This is a genomic window from Streptomyces sp. NPDC006798, assembly GCF_040635975.1.
Classification (GTDB): Bacteria; Actinomycetota; Actinomycetes; order Streptomycetales; family Streptomycetaceae; genus Streptomyces.
On the sequence record NZ_JBEYIS010000045.1, the window covers coordinates 36,537 to 57,348 of the forward strand.

At 71.5% G+C, this 20,812-nt stretch carries 21 protein-coding genes and 1 pseudogene; 11 read left to right on the forward strand and 11 right to left on the reverse strand.

All coding sequences use genetic code 11. The annotated features are described in order from the left end of the window. Positions 1-3 precede the first annotated feature (3 nt). Genes ABZ714_RS26290 through ABZ714_RS26305 form a run of 4 tightly spaced genes read left to right on the forward strand, consistent with a single transcriptional unit; the run spans position 4 to position 3,482 of the window. On the forward strand, positions 4-360 hold the full coding sequence (locus ABZ714_RS26290) for a DUF742 domain-containing protein (RefSeq protein WP_358827798.1): 357 nt from the start codon (positions 4-6) through the stop codon (positions 358-360). Then, positions 341-961 carry an ATP/GTP-binding protein gene (locus ABZ714_RS26295; RefSeq protein ID WP_358827799.1) on the forward strand — a complete coding sequence of 207 codons (621 nt, stop codon included), beginning with the start codon at positions 341-343 and terminating at the stop codon, positions 959-961. The genes ABZ714_RS26290 and ABZ714_RS26295 overlap by 20 nt, the downstream gene beginning before the upstream one ends. Then, complete coding sequence (locus ABZ714_RS26300; protein ID WP_358827800.1) at positions 961-2,226, forward strand: cytochrome P450; 1,266 nt, start codon at positions 961-963, stop codon at positions 2,224-2,226. Before ABZ714_RS26295 ends, ABZ714_RS26300 begins: the two co-directional genes overlap by 1 nt. Beyond that, a complete protein-coding gene (locus tag ABZ714_RS26305) occupies positions 2,223-3,482 on the forward strand; it encodes a cytochrome P450 (RefSeq protein WP_358827801.1) in 1,260 nt (419 codons plus the stop codon). Before ABZ714_RS26300 ends, ABZ714_RS26305 begins: the two co-directional genes overlap by 4 nt. Before the next feature lie 50 nt (positions 3,483-3,532). Here ABZ714_RS26305 and ABZ714_RS26310 read toward each other — a convergent pair whose 3' ends face one another. Then, on the reverse strand, positions 3,533-4,333 hold the full coding sequence (locus tag ABZ714_RS26310) for an aminotransferase class IV (RefSeq protein ID WP_358827802.1): 801 nt from the start codon (positions 4,331-4,333) through the stop codon (positions 3,533-3,535). An 84-nt stretch (positions 4,334-4,417) separates the two neighbouring features. On the opposite strand from ABZ714_RS26310, the gene ABZ714_RS26315 reads away from it, so the two are divergent. Continuing rightward, positions 4,418-5,329, forward strand: a complete 912-nt coding sequence (locus ABZ714_RS26315) for a GNAT family N-acetyltransferase (protein ID WP_358827803.1) — start codon at positions 4,418-4,420, stop codon at positions 5,327-5,329. On the opposite strand, the gene ABZ714_RS26320 is transcribed toward ABZ714_RS26315, so the two are convergent. Both ABZ714_RS26320 and ABZ714_RS26325 read right to left on the reverse strand, forming a co-directional pair. Then, a complete protein-coding gene (locus tag ABZ714_RS26320) occupies positions 5,319-5,864 on the reverse strand; it encodes a GNAT family N-acetyltransferase (protein ID WP_358827804.1) in 546 nt (181 codons plus the stop codon). The two genes, ABZ714_RS26315 and ABZ714_RS26320, sit on opposite strands and share 11 nt — an antisense overlap. Before the next feature lie 2 nt (positions 5,865-5,866). Beyond that, on the reverse strand, positions 5,867-6,871 hold the full coding sequence (locus ABZ714_RS26325) for a hypothetical protein (protein WP_358827805.1): 1,005 nt from the start codon (positions 6,869-6,871) through the stop codon (positions 5,867-5,869). A 694-nt stretch (positions 6,872-7,565) separates the two neighbouring features. Here ABZ714_RS26325 and ABZ714_RS26330 point away from each other — a divergent pair. Then, positions 7,566-7,994, forward strand: coding sequence for an NUDIX domain-containing protein (locus tag ABZ714_RS26330; RefSeq protein WP_358827806.1), 429 nt, complete (start codon positions 7,566-7,568; stop codon positions 7,992-7,994). Between the two features lie 20 nt (positions 7,995-8,014). Here the strand turns inward: ABZ714_RS26330 and ABZ714_RS26335 are convergent, their stop codons facing one another. The 5 genes from ABZ714_RS26335 to ABZ714_RS26355 all read right to left on the reverse strand — a co-directional run bounded on the left by ABZ714_RS26335 (position 8,015) and on the right by ABZ714_RS26355 (position 11,765). After that, positions 8,015-8,437: a hypothetical protein gene (locus tag ABZ714_RS26335; protein WP_358827807.1), complete on the reverse strand. Its 423-nt coding sequence runs from the start codon at positions 8,435-8,437 to the stop codon at positions 8,015-8,017. Positions 8,438-8,628: 191 nt separating this feature from the next. Next, on the reverse strand, positions 8,629-9,411 hold the full coding sequence (locus ABZ714_RS26340; protein ID WP_358827808.1) for a hypothetical protein: 783 nt from the start codon (positions 9,409-9,411) through the stop codon (positions 8,629-8,631). A gap of 367 nt (positions 9,412-9,778) precedes the next feature. Further along, positions 9,779-10,228: an NUDIX domain-containing protein gene (locus ABZ714_RS26345; protein ID WP_358827833.1), complete on the reverse strand. Its 450-nt coding sequence runs from the start codon at positions 10,226-10,228 to the stop codon at positions 9,779-9,781. Positions 10,229-10,324: 96 nt separating this feature from the next. Continuing rightward, positions 10,325-10,762 carry a hypothetical protein gene (locus ABZ714_RS26350; RefSeq protein ID WP_358827809.1) on the reverse strand — a complete coding sequence of 146 codons (438 nt, stop codon included), beginning with the start codon at positions 10,760-10,762 and terminating at the stop codon, positions 10,325-10,327. 487 nt (positions 10,763-11,249) lie between these two features. Continuing rightward, positions 11,250-11,765, reverse strand: coding sequence for a hypothetical protein (locus ABZ714_RS26355; protein WP_358827810.1), 516 nt, complete (start codon positions 11,763-11,765; stop codon positions 11,250-11,252). A 52-nt stretch (positions 11,766-11,817) separates the two neighbouring features. Between ABZ714_RS26355 and ABZ714_RS26360 the strand changes: the two genes are divergently transcribed. Together ABZ714_RS26360 and ABZ714_RS26365 are read left to right on the forward strand one after the other, a co-directional pair. Further along, entirely contained in the window at positions 11,818-12,270 is a 453-nt protein-coding gene (locus ABZ714_RS26360; RefSeq protein WP_358827811.1) for a MarR family transcriptional regulator, read from the forward strand. A gap of 1,081 nt (positions 12,271-13,351) precedes the next feature. Beyond that, positions 13,352-14,131, forward strand: a complete 780-nt coding sequence (locus ABZ714_RS26365) for a sporulation protein (protein ID WP_358827812.1) — start codon at positions 13,352-13,354, stop codon at positions 14,129-14,131. Positions 14,132-14,614: 483 nt separating this feature from the next. On the opposite strand, the gene ABZ714_RS26370 is transcribed toward ABZ714_RS26365, so the two are convergent. After that, positions 14,615-15,163 carry a DUF3995 domain-containing protein gene (locus ABZ714_RS26370; RefSeq protein ID WP_358827813.1) on the reverse strand — a complete coding sequence of 183 codons (549 nt, stop codon included), beginning with the start codon at positions 15,161-15,163 and terminating at the stop codon, positions 14,615-14,617. A 100-nt stretch (positions 15,164-15,263) separates the two neighbouring features. Between ABZ714_RS26370 and ABZ714_RS26375 the strand changes: the two are divergent. The 3 genes and pseudogenes from ABZ714_RS26375 to ABZ714_RS26385 all read left to right on the forward strand — a co-directional run. Next, positions 15,264-15,545 (forward strand): annotated as a pseudogene (locus ABZ714_RS26375) (transposase); the annotation flags it as partial. A 443-nt stretch (positions 15,546-15,988) separates the two neighbouring features. After that, on the forward strand, positions 15,989-17,218 hold the full coding sequence (locus tag ABZ714_RS26380; RefSeq protein WP_358827814.1) for an NUDIX hydrolase: 1,230 nt from the start codon (positions 15,989-15,991) through the stop codon (positions 17,216-17,218). Between the two features lie 59 nt (positions 17,219-17,277). Further along, entirely contained in the window at positions 17,278-18,099 is an 822-nt protein-coding gene (locus tag ABZ714_RS26385; RefSeq protein ID WP_358827815.1) for a phosphotransferase, read from the forward strand. Positions 18,100-18,462: 363 nt separating this feature from the next. On the opposite strand, the gene ABZ714_RS26390 is transcribed toward ABZ714_RS26385, so the two are convergent. Together ABZ714_RS26390 and ABZ714_RS26395 are read right to left on the reverse strand one after the other, a co-directional pair. Beyond that, positions 18,463-19,947, reverse strand: coding sequence for a gluconate:H+ symporter (locus tag ABZ714_RS26390; RefSeq protein WP_358827816.1), 1,485 nt, complete (start codon positions 19,945-19,947; stop codon positions 18,463-18,465). Positions 19,948-20,396: 449 nt separating this feature from the next. Beyond that, positions 20,397-20,807: a RidA family protein gene (locus ABZ714_RS26395; RefSeq protein WP_358827817.1), complete on the reverse strand. Its 411-nt coding sequence runs from the start codon at positions 20,805-20,807 to the stop codon at positions 20,397-20,399. Positions 20,808-20,812 lie beyond the last annotated feature (5 nt).

Sequence of the window (20,812 nt, forward strand, 5' to 3'; positions counted from 1 at the left end):
CGGATGGTCCGCGCCGCCCGGGACGAGAACCCGGACCGTCTCTATACGCTGACCGGCGGCCGGAGCCGCCCCAGCCGCAATGACTTCGACCTGGTGACCCTGGTGGTCGCCGAGTGCGAGCCGGCCCGGGGCATGCAGTCGGAGCACGCCGCCATCCTGCGGCTCTGCCCCCTGCCGGTCGCGGTCGTCGAGATCGCGGCCGAGCTGCGGTTACCGGTCAGCATCACCAAGATCCTGCTCTCCGATCTGCTGGACGCGGGCCGGATCACCGTCCGCCATCCGCGCACCCTGGCGTCGCCGGCGCGGCTTCCCGACCACGCGACCCTGGAGAAGGTGCTCGTTGGACTCCGCGAACTCTGACCTCGCCGAGCCGCGCCCGGCGTCCCGTACGCCCCTGCGCCGGACCGCCGACAACGGACTGAAGATCGTCATCGTCGGCGGCTTCGGGGTCGGCAAGACCACCATGGTCCGCTCGGTCAGCGACATCCGTCCGCTGAACACCGAGGAGACCATGACGCTGGCCGGGCGGGACATCGACGATCTGCGGGCGGTCCCGAACAAGTCGGCGACCACGGTCGCCTTCGACTTCGGCCGGATCAGCCTGGACGACCGTACGGTGCTCTATCTCTTCGGCGCCCCCGGCCAGGAGCGGTTCTGGTTCCTGTGGGACCGGCTCTTCAGCGGCACGCTGGGCGCGGTCGTCCTGGTCGACGACCGCAGGCTGGCGGACTCCTGGTACGCGATCGACCGGCTGGAGCACCACGGGACGCCGTTCATCGTGGCCCGTAACGACTTCGGCGGACCGCCGCACGAGGCGGAGCGGATCCGGGACGCGCTGGACCTCGATCCGCATATCCCGCTGATCGACTGCGACGCCCGCTCCCGGGACTCCAGCAAGAAGGTGCTGATCACCCTGGTCGAGCATCTGCAAGCACTCGTCGGCACTCCGGAGACGGCCTGATGACCACCCCAGAATCCGCCCGGACCGGCGGCTGCCCGGCCCATCAGGGGAATACCTCCCCCGTGGCGCTGAGCGGCCCCCGCTTCCACACCGACCCGCACCAGCTCTACCGGGAGATGCGCCGGGAGCACGGGCCGGTCGTCCCGGTCGAGCTGCCGGGGAACATCCCCGCCTGGCTGATCGTCGGCTACCACGAGATGCACCAGGTCACCAGCGACCCGGAGCTGTTCCCGCGCGACGTGGGCCTGTGGAACCAGTGGCCGAACATCCCCGACGACTGGCCGCTGCTGCCGATGATCCAGCGGCCCCAGCCGTCGATCTACTTCACCGCGGGCGCCGACCACCGCCGCCATGTGTCCCTGGTGGTCCCGGCGCTGGAGAGCATCGACCCGTTCGATCTCCGGCGGACCTGCGAGGAGCTGTCCGACCGGCTGATCGACGCGTTCTGCGGGCGCGGCGAGGCCGATCTGGTGGCCGAGTTCGCCAAGCCGCTGCCCGTGCTGGCGCTCGCCCGGGTCCTCGGCTACTCCGACGAGGACGGTACGACCCTGGCCAGGGCGCTCGGTGAACTCGTCGACGGCGGCGCGGGCGCCCAGCGCGCCCACGGCGAGTACCTCGCCCTCAACCAGCGGCTGGTGAAGGCCAAGCGGAACGAGCCCGGGGACGACGTCACCTCCTGGATGCTGGCGCAGGACGGCTTCACGGAGGAGGAGGTGGCGCTCAATGTGAAGGACGTGCTGGGCGCCGGCTTCGTCACCACCGCCGACTGGATCGGCAACTCGATCCGGCTGATGCTCACCGACGACCGGTTCGCCGCCGCCCTGGGCGGCGGCCGGCACAGCATCGGCCAGGCCATGAACGAGGTCCTCTGGGAGGACACCCCGACCCAGATCCTGGCGGGCCGCTGGGCGGCCCGGGACACCCTGCTCGCCGGGCGGCAGATCCGGGCCGGTGACCTGCTGATGCTCGGCCTGGCCGCCGCCAACGCGGACCCGCTGATCCAGCAGCAGTTCGCGCCCTCGCAGGGCGGCAACAGCGCCCACTTCTCCTTCAGCCACGGCGAGTACCGCTGCCCGCTCCCGGCCCAGGAGATCGCCGAGATCGTCGCCCGTACCGCCATCGAGGTACTGCTGGACCGGCTGCCCGACGTCGATCTCGCGGTACCCGCGCAGACCCTGGTCCGCCGTCCGTCCACGTTTCTGCGGGGCATGACGGCGATTCCCGTTCGGTTCACGCCCATTCGCCCGACTGGAGATCAGCAATGAGCCGTACCAGCGCGCCCGCCCCCGCTCCCTCCCTGGTCATCGACCCCATGGTCCGCGATCTCGACGGCGAGACCGCCCGGCTCCGGGAGACCGGGCCCTTCGTCCGGATCGATCTGCTCGGCGCCCCCGCCTGGACCGTCACCGAACACGCCGTCGCCCGGCGGCTGCTGACCGACGCCCGGCTGGTGAAGGACATCAACCGGTGGAGACTCTGGCAGTCCGGTGAGATCGACCGCCGCTGGCCGCTGGTCGGCATGATCGACACCGGCCGTTCCATGTTCTCCGTGGACGGCGCCGAACACCGGCGGCTGCGCGCCAAGACCGCCCAGGCCATCACCGCCCGCCGGGTGGAGTCCATGCGTCCGGTGGTGGAGGGCATCACCGCCGAACTGCTGGCCGCCCTGCCCGGCCATGCCGGTCCCGACGGCCGGGTCGACCTCAAGACCTACTTCGCCCAGCCGCTGCCGATGAGCGTCGTCTGCAATCTGATGGGCGTCCCCGACGAGTCCATCCCCCGCCAGATGCGGCTCTGGAAGGCGTTCTTCTCCCTCCTCACCCCGCAGGACGAGCGACTGGCCGCCGTCGCCGAGCTGACCGAGATCTTCACCGAACTGGTCGCGGAGAAGGCCCAGGCCCCCGGCGACGACCTCACCAGCGCCCTGATCCTCGCCGACGAGGGCGGTGAACCCCTCACCCAACTGGAGGTGATGGGGAACCTCAAGGACATGATCGGCGCCGGGCACGAGACCACCGTCGGTCTGGTCCTCAATGCCGTACGCGCCCTGCTCACCCACCCCGACCAGCTCGAACTCGTCCGCTCCGGCGAGGTGTCCTGGGAGACTGTGGTCGAGGAGGTGCTCCGCTGGGACCCGCCGACGACCCATCTGCTGATGCGGTTCGCCACCGAGGACATCGAAGTCGACGGCGTGGACGGTGTGGACGGCTTCGTGATCGAGCGCGGCGAGGGTGTGGTGATCTCGTACCGGGCGATCGGCCGCGACCGGGACCGGCACGGCGGCGACGCGGACTCCTTCGACATCCGCCGGGCCACGCCGATCCGCCATATGACCTTCGGCCACGGCCCGCATATGTGCCCCGGCGCGGCGCTCTCCCGGCTGGAGGCGAATATCGCCCTCCCGGCGCTCTTCGCCCGCTACCCGGACCTCCGGCTGGCGGTCCCGGCGGACGAGCTGCGCAATATGCCGGTGATGACCCAGAACGATCTGGAGGCGTTCCCGATCCTGCTGCACGGCTGACCCGACACCGGTGACACGTGCCGCCGTACGGGGCGGGTGAGGCGGACCCCTCAGATCTCCTCGCCCGGTACGGCCCGGTACGCCTCGCGCAGCGCGTCCAGTACCGGGTCTCCGGGGTCCAGGTCCGTCCCGTCGATCGCGGCGACGGCCCGGACCCCGACGGCCGCGTTGGTCAGGAACGCGGCCCGCATGTCGCGGGCCTCGGCGGCGGTGACGGGGGCGGTCCGGTGCTCGAAGCCCCGCCGGAGCAGGGCCATGGTCACCCCGGCCAACGCGGGTGCGTCGGGCGCCTCGGGCCAGACGACCTCCCCGTCCCCGGTGACGAATCCGATGTTCCAGGTCGGTCCCTCGGAGACCGGCCCAGCGTCTCCGCCGCCCCCGGTGAACAGGGCGTCGTCGTATCCGGCGAGCTGCGCGGCCCGCCGGGCGTGCAGGGCGCCGAAGAGCCCGCAGTGTTTGACGTACGGCAGTTCGCGTCCGTACGCCACACTCCGCAGCCGTACCGGCGGCGGCGTCCCGCTCCCGGCCGGGCGTACCGTGACCAGCGGCTCGGGCCGCCGGGCCGCCACCGGCCGGGCGAGGTCGAACCCGGGGTCGTGGTGGGTGACCCGGACGACCGCGGGCAGCTCCCGCCCGTCGAGGGCCCGCCGTACCGCCTCCCGTACGAGCCCGGTGTCCACGCCCGCCCCGAAGACGGCTTCGGAGTCCCGGGCCAGCCGCTCCAGATGCAGTCCGAGCCCCCGCACCCGCCCGTCCGCGCCGACGAGCATGGTGGTGAAGTGCCCGTACGAGGTGAGGGCGAGGGGCAGCAGCCGGTCGGGGTCCAAGGGCTGGTCGGCGGGGTTCGGCATGCGCCCAGCATGCCACCGGTGGGCCCTTCGGGCTGCGGCCGAAATCGCCTTGAGCACCGGCGGGGCCGACCGGCACCATGCGGGATGCCTTCCGATCAGTGGCACCTCACCGAAGACCTCGACGGTTTCCTCACCGGGGCGGGCGACTTCCTGCGCTCCCGGCCCGATGTCCATCTGATGCCCCTGACGGTGATCGCCCGGCTCCGGGCGGGCACCTACACCCTCGCCCCCGGCCAGTCCGTCCTCTACGGGCGGCTGGAGAGCGGGGGCGAGGTCCGCGGCGTCTGCTACCGCCTCCCCGGCCGGGGCCTCGGCATCACCCCCCTCACCCCCGGACAGGCCGACGGCCTCGCCGGCCGGCTGGCCGATCTGGGACTCGACCTCCCCTATGTGAGCTGCGACCGCGATACGGCGGTCGCCTTCGCCGCCGCCTGGCGGCGCCGTACCGGTGCCACCGCGTCGCTCCGGGTCGAACTCCGCCTGCACCGGCTCGGTACGCTCACCCCGCCCGATCCGCTTCCGGCGGGCCGGGGCCGCGGTGCCGGGGACGCCGACCTCGGGCGGGTCGTCGACTGGTGCCGGGGGTTCGCCGAGGACGTCGGCGAACCCGTCACCATCACCACCGACACCTGGCCGGACACCCGCTTCGCGGACAAGACCTACACGTTCTGGGAGACCCCCGACGGCACCCCGGTCTCCATCGCGGGCGCCAACCCGCCGGTCGCCGGAGTGGTCCAGATCGACCCCGTCTACACCCCCGCCCACCTCAGGGGCCACGGCTACGCGGCGGCGGCGACCGCGGCGGCCTGCGAGACGGCCCGCGCGGAGGGCGCCACCGGCCTCGTCCTTTTCACGGACGCCGCGAACCCCACCAGCAACGCGCTCTACCACCGGCTGGGGTTCCGGGTCCTCGACGAATGGGCGGTCTACGACTTCACGGCGGCGGCTCCGGACCCGGACCCTTCCACCCCTGATTCGGTTACGGCTACGGCCTGACGGGCCTGATCATCGCGGTGAAGCGGGGCGAGTCGGGGAAGGGCTGCTGGTCGCCGAGGGTGCGGTAGCCCCAGCTCTCGTAGACGGACTTCACCCGGCCGCCCCCGGCCACGGGGTCGACCAGCAACGTGACACGTTCCTCGGTCCGCCGGGCGAGCCAGGTGTCGTGCAGCCGCCGGGCGGCCCCGGTGCCGCGCCAGCGTTTGCGGACCACGATCTCGTTGAGGGCGACCGTACGGCGGCCGTCCTCACGGACCAGGTCGGCGGGGAGCGGCGGATTCATGCTCCGCCACCAGCGGGTGTCGGCGGCGAGCGGTATACCGAAGCAGAACCCGGCGGGCTCGCCGTCGTCGTAGCCGACGACGGCGGCCCAGCCGGGGCGGGCGGCGTAGGCGCTCAGCCGCAGATCGAACCGGGCCCCGCTGTGGAAGTCGCCCGTCATACCGAAGTCCTGGTGTCTGACCTCGGTATGGATGGCGAGGACCAAGGGCCGTACGGCCTCCAGACCGCCCGCGTCGAGATGGCGGAACTCCATGGTCAGAGCCGCCCCTTCGCATCGTGGAAGCGCTCGGCCCAGGCATCGGCGAACCGGGCTCCGGGAGCGATTCCGGCCAGCCCCCGGTCGAACCTGCGCAGCGTCTTACGGGTCCGGCCGGTGAGAGCGCTCCGGTCCGCCAGCACGGTCAGGGCCGTGCCGCAGGCGGTCTCGGCGTCCTTCTGGCGAAGCTGGGTGAGGGCGAGATGGGCGGTGTAGTAGGCCCGGTTGCGGCGGTATTCGGGGCGGAGCAGGGCGAGGGTGCGATGCAGATGGGCCTCCGCCTCCTCGTACTCGCCGAGCTTGGCGAGGACCAGGGCGGACAGGCCGTGCAGTTCGGCCGCGTCGAAGAACGCCCACCAGCTGTCGCGGTCCGCCGTGTGGTCGGCGCGGCCGAAGGCGGTATGCGCGCTGTCGAGGGCGCGCCGCCCGGCGCGGGCGTTCCCGGTGCCCGCGTCGACGGAGGCCAGCCGGGCGGAGGTGATGGCGGCCAGCAGCGGATCCCGCTGGCAGGCGGAGGAGTTACGGGCCACCTGGGCGGCGGCCATGGCCTCGTTGTGGTCGCCCCGCTGGCCCGCGAGGATCGAGACGTGCCGCCAGATCCGCAGTTCGGTCTCGGCCCGGCCGGAGAGCCTGGCCAGGGTGAGGGCGCGGTCCACGTACCGCTGGGCGTGTTCGGGGCGGCAGCGGTCCACGGCGGCCCAGACCGCGAAGCCGGTGAAGGACGACGCGAGGGCGTAGATGCGGGACCGGACCCGCTCCGGCAGCATCCCGCCGGAGAGCAGCAGGGCCAGCGCCTGCTCGCTGAAGGCCAGGGCCTCGGCCTCCAGCCGGGCGGTGGCGCCCGAGCCGTCGTCGTCCCGGATCAGCCGGTCGAAGGCCTTTCCGAGGGCGTCGACCTGTGCCATGCCGAACCGGGGCAGGGGAATCGCGGCGGACCCGGTGCCCGGCAGCGCCGATCCGCCGATTGCGGCGGTACCGGCGACGGTGAAGTGACGGCGTTTCACGATTTCCTCCGGATCCATGTCCGCTGAGCCTTCGGCCGTAAAAACGTGAACTGCTGCACTGTTCCTCGGCTTGAATCCCAGCTCATACGCGTCGGATCCGAACTCCGCCCGCAATGCGAGCCGCTGTCGTTCCTGGGGCCACCTCGTCTTTCCGGTAAGCCAGTTACGGATGTGTCGTGAGGTAATGCTGCCGGGCCGGCCGGTCAGGACCTGGATATGAGCGTTGAGCCGATCGGCCAACTCCTCCTGCGACAGCCCGGTGGCGCGCAGATGAGCGGCGAAACGGGTGTTCTCCGGCTGCACCATCAGCCCAAGGTAGCCCCGCGGGAACCGACCGTGCCGGGGTGCGGGTAAAAATTTCCGCCGCCGCCCCGGACGCCGGGCGGCCGAATTGCCTGGCTCGACTCCGCGAGGACCCGCTTTCCTCGGAGACGGAACCATTCGCCGGGCCCTGTTCCGTTCGCCGACCGGGCGGCCCGGCGGGGAAAAGGCGCTCCGACGGGCCGTCGCCACGGTCCGCCGGAGCTGTGACCAACCAGCTTTTCAAGGAGCTGATCAGTCGTATGCGTGATGCTATCGCCTCTCTGTTGACGCCGACCCCCACTCGTATTCCCGTCCGCCGGACAAGCCCGATCGCCCCGCCACCGCCACCGGTCGCGGAGGTGTTCCGGCCGCCTGCGGAAGGAGCCCTGCGGTGACCGCCCCGGTGGTCCTGGCGATCATCACCCATGAGTCCCGGGTGCTCCTCGTCCGCCGCCGGCTCCCCAAGGGGGTGCTGTTGTGGCAGTTCCCCGGCGGCAAGAACGAGAGAGCCGAACCCCCGGCCGCCGCGGTGGTCCGGGAGACCCGGGCGGAGACGGGCCTGACGGTCGTCGCGGGCCCGGTCCTGGGCGAACGCCGGCATCCCAGGACGGGCCGCCGACTCGTCTACGTCGCCTGCGCGATCGCCCGCGGCACGGACCCGACCCCGCGGCTCGCCGCCCCCCGGGACATCGCGGCCACGGTCTGGGCCCCGTACGACGGCATCGACCGCTATGTCCCGTACGGCGTCTTCGCCCCGGTCCGCCGCTACCTCCACCCTGCCCCTGCCCCTGCCTCGGCCCCGGCCCGGAAGGAGGACTGACCACCCGAACGCGCCGACCCTCAGCGGAGGTCGTCACCCCGACCGGTGTAGTCCGCCTCCTCGCCCTCCGGTTCGAGAGGGTCGGCGCCCCGCCGGGCGAGCAGCAGATACGCGCCCCAGGGCCCGGACTCGGCGCTCAGCGTCCCGCCCTCTCCATCGGCGTCGACCACGAACCGCCCGGGGTCGAGCCCCAGCACCCGCGCCGGCGCCACCACGGCGTCGACCACACCCGCCACACCGTCCCGCGCCGGGACGGCCACCAGCAGCTCGCCCAGGAACCCGCGCCGCAGCCCGGCCCCGGTATCCGCGGCGACCACCTGAAAGCCGACCGGTGAGAGCCGCGCCACCAGCGGCGACCACGCGTCGAGGGCCGCTGCGGCGGTACGGACGTCCGCGAGATTCAACTGGGCGCGGCAGACGACCTGACCGTCCGTGAACCGCATCGGTGGGTCACCTGTTCCTTCCCGGGGCGGACCGGATCACGCCAACCGGGACAGGGGCCGGATGTACCGGTCGAACCGTGTGCCGTCGTCACCGGGCGGCTGCTTCGGCTGCTTCCCGGCGGTGAACCCTGCCCGCCGTGTCACCGAGGCACAGCGGCGACAGGGTGGAGATCCCGTCAGACGGATTCACTTCACGCATCCACCGAGTCTCGACGCCGAAGCCGCGTCGCACCACCGGATTTCGGTCGCTGCCGCCACGCGGTCCCGGTGCGGCCGTCGGAACGCGAGCGGTCGAGGCGTGCGCCCCTTCCTCCGGTCCCACCCGCCGCGACTCGGCGCCGGGCCGCGATCCCCTCCGGCCGTCCGGCGCGGCGCCGCCGCCAGTACGCCGCGGTGACCAGGCCGAGCAGCGGCCCCCAGAGCAGCAGCGGGATGTAGCAGACGTAGTAGACGGCGGATATCCAGCCGCCCGCCTCGCCGGGGTAGCCAGCCGGGGTCGGATCCCCTTGGAGCGTGACACCGGCGAAGTCCGCGGCGAAGGCGGCCGTCCAGACGACCGTCAGCAGCACCGCGCCGATCGCGGCGGGAACGACGGCGGCGAGCGGCGGCACCCCGCGTCCGCGCAGTACGGGAACCCAACGCGGGAACACCTCGCCCCAGGCGGCGATCAGCCCGACGGCGGTGAACGCCACCAGCTCCGAGAAGACGGACAGCAAAACGATGTACACCTCGCCGGGCAGCCAGCCCGGGAGGCCGCCGTCGCCCGTGTCTCCGCCGCTCTCCATGGCGGGGATGTACTCCGTGGCGATCCGCCAGAGACCGGACGGCAGTACGACGAGCGGAACGGCGAGCGCGGCATTGCGCACCCGGCGGGGAACTCCGGCCACCGGGGCGTGGGCGGCGGCCCAGGCGGCCCGCACCCGACCGGCCGGGGCCGGTGCTCCGTGAGTCCGTTTCATGGTGTGGGTGCTCATGCGCCAGCCCTCCGGCGTTCGTTCCGCGGGCTCGGTTCCCCCGGCATGCTCCGAAGATCGCAGCCTTCGAGACCCGCCACATCGCCCACCGGGAGCGATCCGGCTCCTCCGCGCGGTGGAGCCGGCTCACCCCGGAGGACCACACACGGCCCGCCCGTGACGGGCCCGCTATGCAGGTCGTGTCGTTCAGGCGGCGGCTGCCGCTCCGGTCCGCGTCTCGTGGAGACGGCGCCTCGTGTCGCTGTCCATGGCAACGATCACCGCGTCAGGTGACGAAGGCCACCCTTGATGGCCTGTCGCTGGGCGGGCCGGAAGGCCGCCCCGACGCGCGTTGGGGGCTCAGGCGCAGGGACGGCCGGTCTTGGAGTCAGCTCAGTGCATGAGCGACGCGTTCCCTCGACATCTCGTCGTGGAGGGCGCCGACCGTTCGCCATGCGGCGTCGGAGACTTCTTCGGCCTGTGGCTCGCCGATGTCCGCGGTGGTGCGGAAGAGGAGCCGGAAGTCGGAGTGGTGGTGGGCGGGCTCGTCCTTGGCGGGGTTGGCGCCGATGAGGTGGGTGTCGATATGGAGCGGGATCTCACCGTGCGCGGTGACGACGTGGGGCGGAATACCGGTCTCCTCGGCGAGTTCGCGGCCGGCGGCCTGCACGAGCGTGTTGTCGGAGGGCTCCAGATGGCCACCGGGCAAGAGCCACTTCTGGGTCGCGTTGTGGAGAATGTGCAGGATGCGGCCGTCGGGGCCGACGAGGATCGCCCCGGCAGTGATGTGGCCGGGCAGCGTCTTACGGCTGGTGAGGTCGTCGCTGACGTCGATCAGACCGAGGACGAGGCCGAGCTCATCCTGTCCTCGGGGTGTTCATCGAGGTAGGCGGCGATGGTGGTGCGGATGTGTCTGCTGTGATGGCCATGGTGATCACCTGTTGAAGTAGGAGAGCCAGGTCGCCGCAGTGGCTTCGCGGTCGGGTGCGGGGACCTCGTGGATGCCGGGGGCGAGGTCGCCGCGGGTGAGCATTCTGATCGCGGCGAGGATCTCGGCCTGGACCAGGAAGATGAACGGCCCAACGCCGGCACCGTGGATGAAGTTGACGGCGTTGCCGCCGTTCGCCGGATAGAAGTAGCGGCCCGTGGTCTGGGATCGGGTGACGTGGTCCCACCAGTGGGCGGGGAACCCGGTGAGGGTGATCCTCGTGGGCCTACCGGGCCGGTGGAGGTGGATGCCGCCGTGGTCGCGTCGGTAGCGGAGGCCGGCCGGGCCCGTGATCCGGTTGCGGGGATCACTGTCGTGTTCACCGGTGGGGCGGGAGAGAAGGAGGTCCGCCCAGCACATGACGCCCCAGGGCGCGTCGGTCAACCCGGACGGTGAGCCCGTCGGGCTCCGGCCGCAGACGCACGATGCCGAGCGGGTGCGCTGAGAGGCCGCCGACCCCACCGAGGCCGGGGGAAACCTCCGCCTCCAGCCGCGCCTGCTCCTGATGCCGGGCGGCCGGGATGGTCAGCACGCTCTCGTCGGAGGGCAGAAGCGGGGCGAGGGCCTGGTGCGACTCGCCGGTACTGCGGCGGCGGTCGGCGGTACGGGCCAGGGGCCTTCGGTGAGCTCATCCCGGATCTTCCACGACGGACCGGCCCCGCACGGCCGACGATGCGGCGACGGCTCAAGACGATGATGAAACAGCTGCCGAGAGTGAGCTTCTGACCGGTCCTGGGCAAAGGATCAACGGGGCTGTTCCTTCGCGCGGCCGGGCGCCCACGGGCCCAGAACCGATCAAACGAATTACCGCGAGGCAGGTCAAACCACCACGCCGAAGAGTCGGCGTCAGCGGGCCGTGCCGTGCCGCCCGCTACGGAGCGGGGCGGGGCCCTCTGTTGCGATCCGGTCGTCCAGCCAGATGACGGCGACAGGGCCGGCGAGGCGTCTGCCAGGTGTACCGGGGCGGGCCGTCGGGACCGGGTCGGGCCGTTCGCGCGGCGAGCAGCTCGGCCTGGGCCCGCGCCCAGACGGCTCCCGGGTGGAAGGTGTCGGAGGTCCAGGTGACCGAGGTCAGCTCGCCCCTGCCGTGGTAGGTCCGCATGATGTCCATGTGCGGCGGCCAGCCGACGAACCCGCGCAGCGCGGCATGATCGCGCCAGACGGCCACAGCCCCGCATCTGCGGCCGGTACGCTCCGCCCACAGCCACATGCCGTGCGCCCCGTCCAACTCCTGCCAGCCGGAGGCGAGGCGCCGGGCTGCCCGGTAGATCCCGGGCAAGTCCGTGATCCTGCGGGGCGCGAAGTCGGTGATGCTCACCAGGACGGGGCCGGGCTGGCCGTTTGCCGACCCGGCTGTCCAGGAGGACCTCAGAATTTTAGTATGCATGCGCTTACGATCTACTTGTGCCTACTAATTGTCAACGGGTAGGTTCGACGCCATGAACGCTGCCACTGGAGACGCACCCCGACCCGACCTGGCCGCGATGGTCGTACCCCTCGGGCGTGCGCTGATGGCCGCCGAGCAACCCGTCCTCGACGCTCACGGGCTGAGCATGTGGGGGTATGTCGTGCTGTCGGCCCTCGGAGACACAGCCCTGCGTACCCAGGCCGCGCTGGCGACGGCCATCAACGCCGACAAGACCCGCATCATCGCCGTGCTGGATGACCTGGAGTCGCGCGAGCTGCTCGCCCGCCGGCCTGACCCGAAGGACCGCCGGGCCCGGCTGCTCTCCCTCACGCCCGAAGGCCGCCGACTGCGGGACTCCGTGCGGGACGAGATCCAACAGCGCGAGGAGTCCTGGCTCGGACAACTGGCGGACGCCGACCGGGAGAGCTTCCTGCGGAGCCTGCGCACGCTCTCCGAGGTGAGCCGGCGGAGCCCGGAACGGTAGCCGCGCCAGGGCGGCCGTCGGCTCGACGAGGAACATCCCCGCACGCGCGGGGACCACACCGGATCCGGTACTGGTGATGCTCGGCCGCAGCCAGGACGCCCGGCCCAAGGCCCGCCGGGCGTTCCCCGAGCCCGACCCGTCGCGGACGACACGTCGGCCCTGTTCGCGCCGGCCCGCGCCCCCTGTTCGGACGGAACTCCTGACAGTCCTCAACGCGGCTCGCTATGGTCAGTGTTGCCCATGTGAAAGCCTCGGTGTGCTGGCGACGTGTCCGATGGGGGACAGCACGCCGAAGCCGGTGGGAGTGGGCACAGTGAGTCTCCAACCGTCGCAGAGCCTCAGCAGACCATCAAGATCGGTGGTCGAGCTGAGGCTGCCCGCCAACAGCTCGATCACCTTCGCGAAGGGATCGACTGGTGAGGCTGACATTCCCCATGCGGGTACTTCTCCTGCTCCTGTCCTTGGTGTCCGCGCTACTGGTAGCGGTGGTGGCAGGAGCGTTGTCCCATGAAGCAGGGGCCACGGCGCCTGGCGCCGTACTGTACGGCGGCGGCGCGTTCGTCGGTTGGACGTCGCTTTGCGTCTCCGTACTGACCGCACTCGGACTGTTCGGGCAGCGTGGCTCGCAGGACTAATGAGCGTCTGGCAGTGCCCCGGACCACGTCCGGGGCCTCCGGCTCGCGCCTGCGGGGATATACGGGCGCGGGATTCAGCCCGATCGTCGGCGTCCCGGCCGTCGGCCGCTCTGCCCAGCACGGGTCCCGGCCAGGGCAGGACCGCCGGCGGCAGAGCCGTCGTCGTGGGGCGCGGGGCGTCAGCCGGGAAGGAGAACCGGGAACGCTCGACACCCCCGACGACACGCCCCCGCGGCCGCTGCTGCTCGGCAATCGACTGCCGGGCGCTGGCCTCCGGCCCCTACGCCACGGGCCGCCGGCCCCGCTGGGCACTCACCGATGCAGCCGCAGGAGCCTGATCATTCACCCCTAGACTGAGCCGATCTCCACGGAGAACGAGCGGGGCTGAACCGGGCCGGGCCGCATGCGGCCGATACACCGGGCGGGACGAGGGCGGGGCGGACGACATGGGTTTCAGAAGGCTGTTCGGACGGGGGAACCCGGACGAGGCGATCGAGGTGGACACGCAGATCCACGGCCCGGTGTACCCGGGCGGCACAGTGAAGGGCGAGGTCCTGCTGCGCGGCGGATCGCGGGACACGCCCGTCCGGGGCGTCCGTCTCCAGATGTCCGCGCGCTACGTGGACTACCGGGGCGAGGAACGCGACTACGAGTTCGACAGCACCTTCGCCAGTCCGTCGGGCAATGCCCTGCGCAGGGGCGAGGAGCTGCGGCTCGCCTTCTCGGAACGGCTGCCCTGGGAGACTCCGGTCAGCGAACTCGGCGGCAGGGCCCTCGGGGTCGTCCTCTCCGTGAAGAGCACATACTTCCGGGACTGGGACGACGACGGCACGGACGTCGACAACGACCTGCTGCACGTCTCGGCGCTGCCCCTGCACGAGGTGGTGATGGACGCCTTCGCGGAGCAGGGGTACTTCTGCGACCAGTCGCACGTTATGGACTCGTACATTCCAGATGTGGAGATGCATCGGGGCTACTACCAGACCTTCGTACTCGCCTGCCGTGCGCCGGAGACGGACCGGCCGGAGCTGCTGGAAGTGGTGTTCCTCACCAACCAGGTGGGCGCGATGGCGCACGTCAGGCGGGCGGACCTGAACAAACGGGACTGGCGGGAGAAGCCTCCCGTGCGCCGCTTTCCGGTGGCGCATCACGAAGTCGGCCACGCAGACCTGGGGGTGCGCGTCCGGAAGGCGCTGGACGAGATCGCGCTCATGGAAAGCATGTAAGGGGGGGCCGACTCCGGGGAACATCCCCGCACTCGCGGAGACCACCGACGAAGCTGTGGCCGCGCTACTGAAGGTGCGTCGGGCGGCTCCCGAACTGTTTTGGGCCAGCAGGTGGTCAAGCGCCTCGTCATCGATCTCTGCGCCATGCGCCCGCTGCCGCCGGAGCCGTTGCGGGCGATGGCCCACGAATTGGGCGCACCGGAAGAGTGATCCGACGCCCGCTCGTCAGGACCTTCAAGCCTCCCGGCGGGTAAAAACCATTGACCGGGCGACGTCCCGTCGGCGACTCCTCGCGGTACGGGTAGTCCTGCTCCGAGCTGCGGTATCCCGGGCGGGGAACCGGCGCGAGGCGGCTGGGACGGTCCGGGCAACGCGAAACCCCCGGGCCGTCGGCCTGGGGGGTTCTGTCTGGAGGGCGGCGTTCGTGGCCGCGCCGTCGGGCGGTATCTCAAGTTTTCGCCGCCGTGAAGTCGCCGGTTCGGCTCAGCGGGCCTTCCCGGCGAGCCGGAGATGGCCCCGCAGGGCCGTGCCGAAGAGCAGCCCGCCGAGGACGAAGAAGCCGTCGACGATCCGCATCGACCACATCGTGTACGCGGAGGGGTGCGGTTCTCCGTACACGTCCTGGACGGTCAGGCCGCTCAGGCCGTTGGTAAGGATGTCGGTGGAGCGCAGGATGTCGTCGGCGATGCCGATGCCACCACGTGCGACGAGGGCGATGGTGGCCGTCCAGGCCATGGTGAGGAACATCCAGCGGGGGAACAGAGGCCGTGCGGCGGGAGCCCTGCCCAATTCCTGGGCGACCCAGGCTCCGACGAAGCAGAGCACGGCCACCATCAGGTCGTAGGCGAGCATGCCGCCGGTGAGCCCGGCCTTCACCTGTGCGCCGTCGCCGAGCCCGAGGCTGCCGCCGAGGGCCCAGTAGATGTGGAAGACGCCGAAGAGGACGGACCACGCGACGGCGGCATTCGCGGCGGCCCGAAGGAGAGGAGCGGCGGCCGGCTGGTCGGTCGCGGGGAGTACCTGAGAGGTCATGGCATGAGCATGTGCCAGGAGGCACGGGCCGGGCTTCGGCCTGGGGTACCAACGGGGTCGACCGGCCTCCGCCGCGCGGCGGAGGCCGGTTGACCGCGATGAGTACACCGGCACAGCGGGCCGGATCGAGAACTCCCAGGTCGGCGTGTTCCTCGCCTACGCCACTGAGCGGGGACGCGCGCCGATCGACCGACGGCTCTACCTGCCCGAGCGCTCCTGGTACCCCGATCCCGAGCGCCGCCACGCTGCCGGGGTGCCCGAGGACCTCTCCTTCGCGACCAAGCCCCGGCTGGCCGAGGAGATGATCCTTGCCGCGCTGGACACCGGAGTGAGTGCATCATGGGTGACCGGCGAAGAAGCCCACGGCCAGGACCCGCAGTTAGAAGCGGTCCCATATCCCCTGATCTTTGATCGGGTCACGGGCTGAGAAAACGAGCCCGGCCCGCTCACCGGAGCACTTGCTCCGGGGCAGGGCTCCTCCGGAGGGCCGGGGGCATGCACAGGAGGCCGTCGGGACTCCCAGCAGCCACTTCTGCCACTCCCGCGAAGAAGTGAGACGGCTTCTTACACGAGTTGCCCATAGGCGACTGCCCTCCTCGAACCGGGGCGTTCCGGTTGCCTATGGGCAACTCGTCAGAGGCTGATGAGCCGGACGACGGTGATATGAGGGCGGCCGGGACGCTGACGCAGTAGACGACGACCGCCTGGGGCGGGGAGGGCGACCTCGCGGTAGTCCCGCTAACGGGGCCGGGGCGCGGTGGGTCCGTGGCCGTAGGGGGCGTGGGCGATGGTGGTGCGCATCGCGGTGTCGGTACGGCCACTCCCGTGACCGGACCCCACCCGCTGCCCCGCTTCCACGGGCGCGTCGTCCCCTGGGTCACGCCCTGGTCGGGGGCGCCCAACCTCGCCGAACCCCTCGCACTCGACCCCGTACGACGGCGGATCGTCTATACGGACGAGACCGTCCACGACCGGACCGACGACGGTGTCCTGCTCGCCCGGGGCCGGGGCCGCCGGGCCACCGATGTCGCGGGCCGTCCGCTCTACGAGCAGCTCGACCCCCGCCGCCAGCGGAAGGCGACCGCGCGTCTGCTCTGCCAGATCTGCGGACATCGGCCGCCCCCGCACCCCCACGGCCCCCTCTGGCTGCTCCCCGACGACGACGGACGCCTTCCCGAAGGCGAACTCACCGTCACTCCGCCCGTCTGCCCGTCCTGCGCCGCACTCGCCGTCGACCAGTGCCCGGCCCTGCTGCGCGGTCATATCGCCGTACGAGTGCGCTACCCCCCGCGCCTGGGGGTACACGGGCGTCCTCCACAGCCCGGACGCCACCCGGCGGACCGGCCTGCGAGCGGCGGACGACCCGGTCCGGGTGCCGTACGAGGACCCCCGCCTCCGCTGGCTGCTGGCCGACCACACCGTCACCCGGCTCAACGGCCGCGCCCGGGAGGCCATACAGTGAGCGTGCCCGTCGTCCTCGCCGTCATCACCCATGGCACCCGGGTGCCGCTGGTCCGCCGTCGGCTGCCCGAGGGCCCGCTGCTCTGGCAGTTCCCCGGCGGCAAGGCCGAACTGGGCGAACCCCCGGGCGTCACGGCGGTCCGCGAGGCCCGCGAGGAGACGGGCCTGACGATCACGGCGGGCCCGGTCCTCGGCGAGCGCGACCACCCCCGCACCCGCCGCCGCCTCGTCTGTCTCGCCTGCGCCCTCGTCCGGGGCACCGACACCACCGCACGGGTCGCCGCGCCCCGCGAGATCGATGCCGTCGTCTGGGCGCCGTACGGCGAACTCGACCAGTACATAACGCAGGACGTGTATCCACCGGTCCGGCGATATCTCGCCGTGAGCGCCGCACAGCGGAAAGGACGACCCGATATGACCAACGCCCTCACGGCCCCGGGAGATGCCCCTGTTCGGCCCGGCTGCCCGGGCCAAGTCCCCGTACCGGTCTGTGCGACAGTCGGACGGCCCGTCGCCGCCGGGTGCGAACACGACTGGGTCGGCTGGAGCGGCAAGGTGCGCTGCCGTCTGTGCGGGGTCACCCGGGAGTCGTAGCGGAACCGATGACGCCGGGGGCGCCCACGCGGTGCCCCCGGTCCCGGAAGGAGAAGAAAGTGACCGAACGCCTCGGCTGGGACGGGTTACCGCCGGGTCTGCGGGCCGGTATCGAAGACCTCGTAGGTGCCGTGTACGACGCGACGACCGTGGTCGACGGGCTCAACTGCCGGTTCGCGGCGACCGTGGCCACCGAACGACACGGGGGACTCTTCCTCAAAGGCGTACCCGACGGCCCGAACGACGAGGCCGCCGCGCTCCACCGCGAAACCCTGCTGAACCCCGCCGTCACCGGCATCGGCCCCCGACTGCGGTATGACATTCGTACGGACGGATGGCGTGTCCTGGCCTTCGATCGGATCGACGGGCGCCATGCCGGCCTCGGCCCCGGCAGCCGTGACCTGGACGCCGTCCGGGACGTCCTCGTCCGGATGCGGGAACTCCGCCCGCCCGCCGGAGTCGCCGTACCCCCGCTCGCCGAGCGGTACGCCGGGTTCCTGGGCCCGGGAGACGCGGAACTCCTCGCCGGGCAGACCCTGCTCCACACCGACACCAATCCGCACAACATCCTCGTCACCGAGCAGGACCGGGCTCCGCGCGCGTACGTCGTGGACTGGGCCATGGCCGCCACGGGGCCCGGCTGGGTCGACGCCGCGTACACCGCCGTACGGCTCATGGAGTTCGACCAGCCGCCCGCCGCCGCCCTCGGCTGGCTGGCGACCGTACCGTCCTGGCCGGCCGCCGAACCCGCCGCCGTCCGGGCTTTCGTGGAGACCGTCTGCCGCCACTGGACCGCCGTGGTGGGAGAACAGGGGGCCCAGTGGAGCAACAACTGCTACCGGCGCCTGCTCGTCAGCGGTGACGCTCCCCGTAGGCGGTGAGAGGAACCGCGCGATTTCCGCGCGCTCGTCCCCGATGTCGTACCCGGCCGGCGTCTCCAGCCGGAACGCGGTGCGCTCGAAGTTCTCGAAGAGGGCCCCGGACTCCTCACCGGCGATCAGGGCCGCCTCGCCCGGTAATCCGCCCATGGCTTCCCCTCGTAGGGGCCGTCGGCTCGTACCGTACCGATGCTTTCGGTCCCGCCCCGGCATGGTCGAGGCGCCGGGTTTTCCCGGGCGGGAAAGGCGAAAGGGGGGCGTACGGACCGGAGTCCGTACGCCCCCTCCCTCGTCGTACACCCCTTCCTGTGTAGGTGTACGACCGCCGCCCCGGGCGCCGCCGACCGGGGCCCGGGGCGGCGGGGTCTAGACGAAGAGGCTGAGCGCCGCCGCGACCGCGAAGCCGACGACCGAGAGCACGCACTCCAGGACGGTCCACGACTTGAGGGTGTCGCGCTCCGATATGCCGAAGTACTTGGCGACGATCCAGAAGCCGCCGTCGTTGACGTGGGAGGCGAAGATGGAGCCGGCCGAGATGGCCATGATCACCAGGGCGAGGAACGGCTGCGAGTGGTCGCCGCTCTCGACCAGGGGGAGGACGATGCCGGCCGTGGTGACGATGGCGACCGTCGCGGAGCCCTGGGCGACCCGGAGGACCAGGGAGATCAGGTACGCCAGCACGATCAGCGGCAGGCCGACGTCCTCGAAGGTGTCGGAGAGGGCCTGCGCCACGCCGCTCGCCTTGAGGACGGCGCCGAAGACGCCGCCCGCGCCGACCACCAGCAGGATGTTGCCGACGGGCTTCAGGGACGAGGTGGAGACCTGCTCCAGGGACTTGCGGGACCAGCCGCGCCGGATGCCCAGCAGGTAGTACGCCATCACCAGGGCGATGGTCAGGGCGACGAACGGGTTGCCGAAGAACTCGATCACGGACCGCGGGGTGGACTCGTCCATGGCGATGGAGGAGAAGGTCGCGGCGAGGATCAGGACCAGCGGCGTACCGATGATCAGCAGGACGGTGCCGAGGGAGACCTCGGCCTCCGGGGCGCCCTTGCCGTCGGCGGCGCGTTCGGCCGCGACGGTGGCCTTGGCCTCCTCGGCGGCCTCCAGCATGTCCTGGGGGACGTCGACGTGGATCCGCTTGCCGATCCAGTCGGAGAAGACCCAGGCCGCGACGACGGCCGGGAGGCCGACGACGATGCCCATCAGGATGACCCAGCCCAGGGAGACGTCCAGCAGTCCGGCGGCGGCGACCGGGCCGGGGTGCGGGGGCAGGAAGGCGTGGGTCATGGAGAGACCGGCCAGCAGCGGCATCGCGTACAGCAGGATCGATTTGCCGGATCGCTTGGCGGCGGCGTAGACGATCGGCGCGAGGACGAAGATGCCGACGTCGAAGAAGACCGGGATACCGAAGATCACACCGGTCACACCCATGGCGAGCGGTGCGCGCTTCTCGCCGAAGAGGCCGAGCAGCCGCTTGCTGAGGACTTCGGCGCCGCCGGAGACCTCCAGGATCGCGCCGAGCATGGTGCCCAGGCCGATGATGATGGCGACGTGGCCGAGGATGCCGCCCATTCCGGTCTCGATGACCGAGGTGGCGGCGGAGCGCTGGATGGTGCCGAAGAGTTCGGTGACGGAGAGTCCGGCGGCGAGGCCGACGGCTATGGAGACGGCCAGCAGGGCGACGAACGGCTGGAGTCTGACCTTGATGATCATGACCAGCAGCAGCACGATGCCGAGCGCGGCGACGGTCAGCAGACCGGCGGTGCCGTCGATGAGGAGGAGAAGTCCTCCGGTGTGGGGCGGCGCCTCGGTGGCGGGCGCCGTAGCGGCGATGGTGGCGGTGGGCAACACGACAAACCCTTACGTCGGTGGAGGGGTTCTCGGGTACGGCGGATCGCGGCACGGCACTCCGGCGACAGGAGCCGGGGAGACCGCGCCGTGACCGGTGTGACCGGTGGTGCGTCGATGGTTCGGAAGGCGCTTCAAAGGTGGTTCAGGGGTCTTCCGCACAAAGGAGTTCACGGGTGAACGGGAAAGCGGGCCACGCGGGGTGTGCGTGAGGCGGCAGTTGCGCGCGGTGGGTGGTGCGCGCCGGGGTGCGGTGCGGTGCCTGCGGAGGTACCGGCGGTGGGGACACGTACAGGGGGCGCGTCCCGAAGCCGTACGGCAGGGGTGGTGCGGCAGAGGCGGTGCGGCAGGAGTACGCCACCGGATTCGGCGGGCGGCGGCGTACCCGGGGGTGTCACCGGCGGGCCGTTCAGGGGTCGGTCCGCCGGTGACGTCTCGGGGGGGGCGCGTCAGCCGAGGACGGCCAGCGCGTCGATCTCGATCAGCAGCCCGGCCGGGAGGCCGACGTACACGGTGGTACGGGCGGACGGCGGCGCGGTCAGGCCCTGCTCCTCGAAGTACGCGTTGTAGATCGCGTTCATCTCGGCGAAGTGGTCGACGTCGGTCAGGTAGACGCGCATCATCATCACGTCGTCCCAGCTCGCGCCGCCCTCCTCCAGGATCGCCTTGACGTTGGCGAAGGTCTGGAGGGTCTGCTCGCGCAGGGTCGGCCCGGCGGGCGTCGGGGCCTGGCCCTCGACGGCGGGCAGGAAGCCGACCTGGCCGGCGACCTGGAGGATGTTGCCCTTCTTGACGCCGTGCGAGAACTTCGCGGGCGGGGCGGTGTGGGTGGCGGGGGTGATCGCGATCTTCTCGGTCATGCGCT